This is a genomic window from Candidatus Binatia bacterium, assembly GCA_036504975.1.
Classification (GTDB): Bacteria; Desulfobacterota; Binatia; order UBA9968; family UBA9968; genus JAJPJQ01.
In genome coordinates, this window is record DASXUF010000159.1 from 1 (window position 1) to 6,057 (window position 6,057).

Consider the following 6,057-nt stretch of genomic DNA (forward strand, 5'->3'; position numbering starts at 1 on the left):
TCCGGATCTCCCGGCTTGCGCGAGATGCGGAACCACAGCACGTCCATCGGCGCGCCGAAGTCTTTCACCGGAAGGCCGGCTTTGTCGCGGATGATGGAATTCCGGCCGTCGGCGCCGACGACGAGATCGGCGCGGATGTCGGTCAACCCATCCGGCGTCGTCGCGCGCACGCCCGCCACCCGTCCCGATTCCTCGATGAGGTCGGTCACTTCGGTCTTCATCATCAAACGAAATCCCGGATAGAGAGACGCATGATCGGCGAGAAAGTCGAGGAAGTCCCACTGCGGAATCATGGCGATGAAGCGGCAACGAACCGGCAGGTGGCTGAAGTCCGCCACGGTGATGGTCTTATCGCCGACTTGCGCGTTCAGCTTCGGGACTTGCTGATGCGGCAGCTTGAGGAATTCGTCTAGCAGCCCCAGCTCGTGCATCACTTCGAGCGTCGAAGGATGAATCGTGTCGCCGCGGAAGTCGCGGAGGAAATCCGCGTGCTTTTCCAGGACGACGACGTCCACTCCCGCCCGCGCCAGCAAAAGGCCCAGCATCATGCCGGCGGGTCCGCCGCCGGCGATCAAGCAGCGAGCGGAAATGCTGTTGTTTGCCATGTCCCGAAGTCGCTAAGCCAAGAACTTTTCAGACCCAAGATGCCGATAATAATCAGGCCGATGCACGCGAGCCTGGGCAGGGACGCCGATTCGGAGAAGAAGACCGGTCGCCATCGGCGGTTTCTGCGGGTCCGACTCTAGTTTTTCCGAGCCAACGATGCAAACACCTTACGGCCGGAGGGGTCGCCCTCGCCGCCGCCGCCGTCGCGGCGGTTCCCCAAAGCCATAGCCATGGTCATAGCCATGTTGACATGCGCCATCACTTTTCGTATACAGAACTCGTAATGCTTTCCAACTCGAAACTCGTGAGAGGAACGTGGGCGGTCGCCGTGATCGCATGGGCGCTACTTTTCACCGGCACCTCTTTATCTCTCGATTCCGACTTCAATCTCGAGATTCCTCTTTCCCAGTCCGGCCATAGTTTCGTCGGCAAGATCAACAAGGATCCCCGGCAAAATCACGGCGGACTGCGGGAGATGGTGGCCGCCGCGACCTGGCTCCATTGGGCTCCTTCATTCCATCCGCACTCTCTCGAGCTTGCCGATCCTGAGCGCCCTCCCGCTTTACGCCTGCTCAGGTCCTCGGTCGTCCGCGCTCCGCCGTTCGCCTCCCTATAATTTTTGGCTCACGGCCCAAGCCTAACACTTTGATTTTCCCTACGGCGGAGCCGCTGGGCGCTCATGGATCTTCATGAGAAGCATTCATGTCCGAGGAGGCGTTTTTATGAATTATGGAACGAGGCTGACTATAGAAGACAAGGTATCGTCTTTATTCCAACTGGACCCGGTCCTTCCCGCGGAGTACCAGGATACTTTTAGGAGGCGGACGTATTTAGAGCCTGAAAAAACCCTCATGCTCGCGGTTCTGGAGGACGCGATCACGTGCTTCCAAAAGTACGCGCGGGCGCGGCATAGCAAGACCAAGCATTTGTTCCGCGAGGCGGAGGAGTGGATTCTGGAGAAAGACAGCAAATACTTTTTCTCCTTCGAGCAGATCTGCGCGTCTTTGGGATTCGAACCCGGATACGTGCGCAACGGCTTGATAAAAGAAAAAGAGAAATTGACCGCGCCAACGCTCACACCGAAGCACCGGCCGACCGGCGAGAACGGAAAAAAAAGATCCAAGAGAGGAAAAGTCCGACTGGCCGCGTAGCCGCGCGCGAGGCTACTGCGCCACGATCGCTTCGCCCTTGTTGATGACGATCGCACGGATCTTCGCGGGAAGATCGAACGGCGCGTCGATATCGAATCCTCCGGGATTCTCAGCCGTGCGCGAGAAATAACTCACCATCTCCTGCACCAGCGGCTTGGGCAAGTTTACGCCGTGTATCTCCGCGGATTCGAGGTAAAACCGCCCCCGGCCGTCTTCGGCGCGGAGAATCCCGCGCGCCGTCACGGGAACTTTGCCGGAAAGATAAGCCAGAGGGTCCATCAGTCCCCCCTGTGATCTGCGATTGCGGTTGAACTCGTCGAGGTCCATCAGCACGCGTCCGGCGAGCGCGCCGTTTCCGACGATGGCGATCTCCGGGTTGGTGAGGCCCTTGGGGATTTTGTCCCGGACGTTGAAAGCGAGATAAGAATTGACCTCGCTCTCCGATACCGGAGTCTTCTTCGATTGGGCCGCGGGCGCCGCGCTGTTTTTTACGATTTCGTCGATCTTCCGCTGCAACCGGTCGCCGTCTTCCCTCGATAGCTGAACCGCGGCTGTGATGGAGCCGAACAGGCTCAAAAACGCCAACCCCAAGAGCATGCCGCCGGATTTTTTAAATTTCATCATAGAAACAGCATAGGGTCCGAACAGTGTCCCTTCAAGCGCATCCTGGTTTCCGGGCCCATGACGCGCCGCCACCGGCGCCGGCGGCGACTCGATTTCCGGCGCGAATCGGGTACAAAGAACGGACGGCATGAAAGAGCAGGGGATTGAAGGCGATCGAGAGCAGCGCGCCCGCCAGGATCAGGTCCTGTCCCTCCTTCGGCAGTAATCCCAGACTCAAGCCCAGGCCCGCCAGGATAAATGAAAACTCGCCGATCTGCGCCAGAGCCGCGGAAACCGTCAGCACGGTGTCGAGCGGGTAGCGCAAAGCCCACACGATGAGCGCGGCCGCCGCGGACTTGCCGATCATGATGATCGCGACGACGGCGAGGACCTGCAGAGGCTGACGCACGAGGATGCCCGGGTCGAAGAGCATCCCGACGGCGACGAAAAACAGCACGGCGAAGGCATCCTGCAAGGGCTGCAAATCCGTCGCCGCGCGGTGGCCCAGATCGGACTCATTGATGACGACGCCGGCGAAAAAAGCGCCGAGCGCGAACGAGACGCCGAAAAGCTTTGCGGATCCGAACGCGACCCCGAGGGCCAGGGCGATTACGGCGAGCGTAAACAGCTCGCGCGCGCCGGTGCGCTCGACCAGCGTGAGCAGCTTGGGGAAGAGCCGCGCGCCGATCAGCAACATCAGCGCGACAAAGAGAGCGACTTTGCCTAAGGTAATTCCAACCGTCGCCCAGACATTGACGGGTGCCGTTTCACCCAAGGCAGGATCTTGGGGTTGTCCGAAGAATTCGCCAAGAGCCGGGAGCACAACCAGAGTCAGCACCATCACCAGGTCTTCGACGATCAGCCAGCCGACGGCGATGCGTCCATTGGGCGAGTACAGGATTCCCAACGTTTCCAGCTCTCGCAACAAGACCACCGTGCTGGCTACCGATAGGGCCAGCCCAAAGACCAGCCCGGAGCCCAAGGACCATCCCCATAGGGAAGCCAAGCCTGTGCCGAGCGCAGTCGCTGCGGCAATTTGCACCACCGCGCCGGGAACCGCGATGCCGCGAACACTGAGAAAGTCGCGCATGGAGAAGTGCATGCCGACACCGAACATGAGCAGGATCACCCCGATCTCGGCGAGTTGGGGCGCGAGCTTGGCATCGGCCACGAATCCCGGCGTAAACGGTCCGACGGCTACGCCGGCGAGCAGATAGCCGAGGAGCGGCGGCAGGTGAAGACGGACGGCGATGAAGCCGCCGACGAATGCAAAGGCCAAACTGACGGCGATGGTCGCGATCAATGGCGTTTCGTGCGGCATGTGTAATGACTGCCGGTCTTGGCTCGGCATGTCAACACGGCTCGTGCTCGGACGGGCGACTATTGCATGGAGCCCATCGTATCTTGACATGCAGCCGATTTTTAGGCTATTTAGATCGCAGAACGATTGTATCGTATCACGATGAATAAGCTCCCGAATCAAGCCGAAGAGGGACCGGATTATCGGGCGATGGCGGAATTGCGCTATGAGGTCCGTCGATATCTCCACTTCAGCGAGAACGCCGCGCGGGCGGCCGGGCTCGAGCCTCAACAACACCAACTGCTGCTCGCGTTGAAAGGACTTCCGCCAGGCAAAAGACCCATCATCAGCGTGCTCGCAGAGCGTTTGCAGCTTCAGCATCACAGCGCGGTTGAGCTTGTCGATCGGCTGGCGAACAGAGGGTTCGTCCGGCGTTACCGCAGCCGGACCGACCGGCGGCAGGTCTTCGTCCGGCTCACTGAGAGCGGCGAAGACGTGCTGCGAAAACTCTCGTTGCATCACCTGCACGAACTCAAGTCGGTCGGCCCTGCGTTGCTCCAGGTCCTAAGCCGCGTGATCGCATCGGCAAAGCAATCATTGGCGGAAATTCCGGGCGCTCTAAGTGAGAGCGAAATAACCGCCCAGCCCCCGGTTGCAGATCGAAAGAAGGCCAAAAGCTAATTTTTGTTGGAGGTCAGGTTATGGCTGAAGCTCAACAACAAGAGGAAGTGCTGTTAGACGTCAGGGTCGCCGAGGCTTCCTGGCTCTATAAATTTTATCTCAACAACGAGAAGGCGATCATCGGCGTCACGTCGGTCTGCTTTTTTCTGCTCCTCTGGGAGTTCATGGGCGGTCCGGTAAGCGTATACAATCCGATCCCCATTCTCCGCGTCAATCCGATGTTTATGAGCGCGCCGTCGCTCGTCTGGAAAGCTGCGGTCGATCTTTTCGGCTCGGGAGAGATCTGGAACGATCTCCGCGTGAGCGGCATCGAGCTTTTCTGGGGTTATTTCCTTTCGGTCGCCGTCGCCGTCCCCTTCGGCATCATGGTCGGCTGGTATAAGAAGGCGAGCCATATCTTCGACCCTTTTATCAATGCGATGAACGCGACCCCCCGAGTGGCGCTTCTGCCGCTGGTTATCATCTGGCTGGGAATCGGAATCCTGTCAAAAGTTGGTATTATCTTTCTCGGCGCGGTCTTCCCGATCCTGATCAACGCGCGCGACGGCGTGAAGACTACGCCGCTGCACCTGCTGAACGCCGCCAAGAGCTTCGGCGCCACGGAGCAAATGATCTTTCGGAGCGTCGTCCTGCCCGCAACCGTGCCTTTCATTCTTACCGGTCTCAGACTGGGACTCGGCCGGGCCATCGTGGGCGTCATGGTGGGAGAGCTTTATGCCGCTACCGCCGGGATCGGTTTTATGATCACGGTAGCCGGGGCGACCTTCCAGACCGATAAGGTTTTTGTCGGCGTCCTCGTTTTCGCCCTGACCGGCATGATCGGCATGGAACTCCTGACCCGGGTCGAGAGACGCTTCGACAAATGGCGTCCGAGAGTCGGAGCGGCGCAGTAGAACGCCCTGACTTGGTTTCAAAGCTTTTTGCCATACACCAGGCCGGTTGACCGAGCCGTCTTTCCTTTTTTGTAACCTGCGTCACGATCCACTTCACGCCCTTTCAGGGTGAAATTGGGCGCTGCTTGCAAAAGGCCGAGCGCCATAGTTAAAGTTAGTCTGATCCCAACAGTTTTACGCGAGGTGTGAGTATGGCTGAGGATTTGAATCGGCGGAGTCGTGTTATAACGCAGGGGCCGGATCGGGCGCCGTCGCGGGCGATGCTCAAGGCGGTCGGATTTACCGACCAGGATTTGTCGCGCCCCATCGTCGGCGTCGCCAATACCTGGATCGAGATCGGGCCGTGCAACTTTCACCTGCGGCGGCTGTCGGCCAAGGTGAAAGAAGGTATTCGCGCCGCGGGCGGGACGCCGATGGAATTCAACACCGTCTCGATCTCCGACGGCATCAGCATGGGCGCGGAGGGCATGAAGTGCTCGCTCGTCAGCCGCGAGGTGATCGCCGACTCGATCGAGCTGGTCGCGCGGGGCAACCATTTCGACGGGCTGGTCTGCATCTCGGGCTGCGACAAGACCAATCCCGGCGTGGTGATGGCGCTCGCCCGGCTCAATATTCCCGGCTTGGCGCTCTACGGCGGGTCCATTGATCCAGGGCGCATCGGCGAGCGCGATCTCACGATTCAAGACGTCTTCGAGGCGGTGGGCGCATACGCGCGCGGCAAGATCGGCGCCGAGGAACTGAAGGCCATCGAAGATCGCGCCTGTCCGGGCGCCGGCGCGTGCGGCGGGCAGTTCACCGCCAACACCATGTCCACGGTGATGGA

General features: G+C 59.8%; 7 protein-coding genes and 1 pseudogene. 5 read left to right on the forward strand and 3 right to left on the reverse strand.

The window, feature by feature from the left end; translation table 11 throughout:
- A partial coding sequence (locus VGL70_19840) for an FAD-dependent monooxygenase (GenBank protein HEY3305785.1) occupies window positions 1-605 on the reverse strand: 605 nt, incomplete at its 3' end.
- A gap of 284 nt (window positions 606-889) precedes the next feature.
- Between VGL70_19840 and VGL70_19845 the strand changes: the two genes are divergently transcribed.
- Both VGL70_19845 and VGL70_19850 read left to right on the forward strand, forming a co-directional pair.
- Window positions 890-1,222 (forward strand): hypothetical protein, encoded by a 333-nt coding sequence (locus VGL70_19845; protein ID HEY3305786.1) that lies wholly within the window; start codon window positions 890-892, stop codon window positions 1,220-1,222.
- A 106-nt stretch (window positions 1,223-1,328) separates the two neighbouring features.
- Window positions 1,329-1,757, forward strand: a complete 429-nt coding sequence (locus VGL70_19850) for a hypothetical protein (GenBank protein ID HEY3305787.1) — start codon at window positions 1,329-1,331, stop codon at window positions 1,755-1,757.
- Between the two features lie 12 nt (window positions 1,758-1,769).
- On the opposite strand, the gene VGL70_19855 is transcribed toward VGL70_19850, so the two are convergent.
- Window positions 1,770-2,381: a hypothetical protein gene (locus VGL70_19855; protein HEY3305788.1), complete on the reverse strand. Its 612-nt coding sequence runs from the start codon at window positions 2,379-2,381 to the stop codon at window positions 1,770-1,772.
- A gap of 130 nt (window positions 2,382-2,511) precedes the next feature.
- A pseudogene (locus VGL70_19860) lies at window positions 2,512-3,681 on the reverse strand (cation:proton antiporter).
- A gap of 141 nt (window positions 3,682-3,822) precedes the next feature.
- Here VGL70_19860 and VGL70_19865 point away from each other — a divergent pair.
- The 3 genes from VGL70_19865 to VGL70_19875 form a co-directional block, all read left to right on the forward strand.
- The gene (locus tag VGL70_19865) at window positions 3,823-4,341 is read left to right on the forward strand and encodes a MarR family winged helix-turn-helix transcriptional regulator (GenBank protein ID HEY3305789.1); all 519 of its coding nucleotides are present in this window, start codon (window positions 3,823-3,825) and stop codon (window positions 4,339-4,341) included.
- Window positions 4,342-4,361: 20 nt separating this feature from the next.
- Window positions 4,362-5,234, forward strand: a complete 873-nt coding sequence (locus tag VGL70_19870; protein ID HEY3305790.1) for an ABC transporter permease — start codon at window positions 4,362-4,364, stop codon at window positions 5,232-5,234.
- A 191-nt stretch (window positions 5,235-5,425) separates the two neighbouring features.
- Window positions 5,426-6,057 (forward strand): dihydroxy-acid dehydratase (locus VGL70_19875; GenBank protein ID HEY3305791.1); only part of this gene is annotated, 632 nt, incomplete at its 3' end.

What these genes read in the sequence shown, in the direction of transcription:
- VGL70_19865 (HEY3305789.1), top strand. Translation starts at nt 3,823, where the DNA reads ATGAATAAGCTCCCGAATCAAGCCGAAGAGGGACCGGATTATCGGGCG.
- VGL70_19855 (HEY3305788.1), bottom strand. Translation starts at nt 2,381, where the DNA reads ATGATGAAATTTAAAAAATCCGGCGGCATGCTCTTGGGGTTGGCGTTT.
- VGL70_19845 (HEY3305786.1), top strand. Translation starts at nt 890, where the DNA reads ATGCTTTCCAACTCGAAACTCGTGAGAGGAACGTGGGCGGTCGCCGTG.
- VGL70_19850 (HEY3305787.1), top strand. Translation starts at nt 1,329, where the DNA reads ATGAATTATGGAACGAGGCTGACTATAGAAGACAAGGTATCGTCTTTA.
- VGL70_19870 (HEY3305790.1), top strand. Translation starts at nt 4,362, where the DNA reads ATGGCTGAAGCTCAACAACAAGAGGAAGTGCTGTTAGACGTCAGGGTC.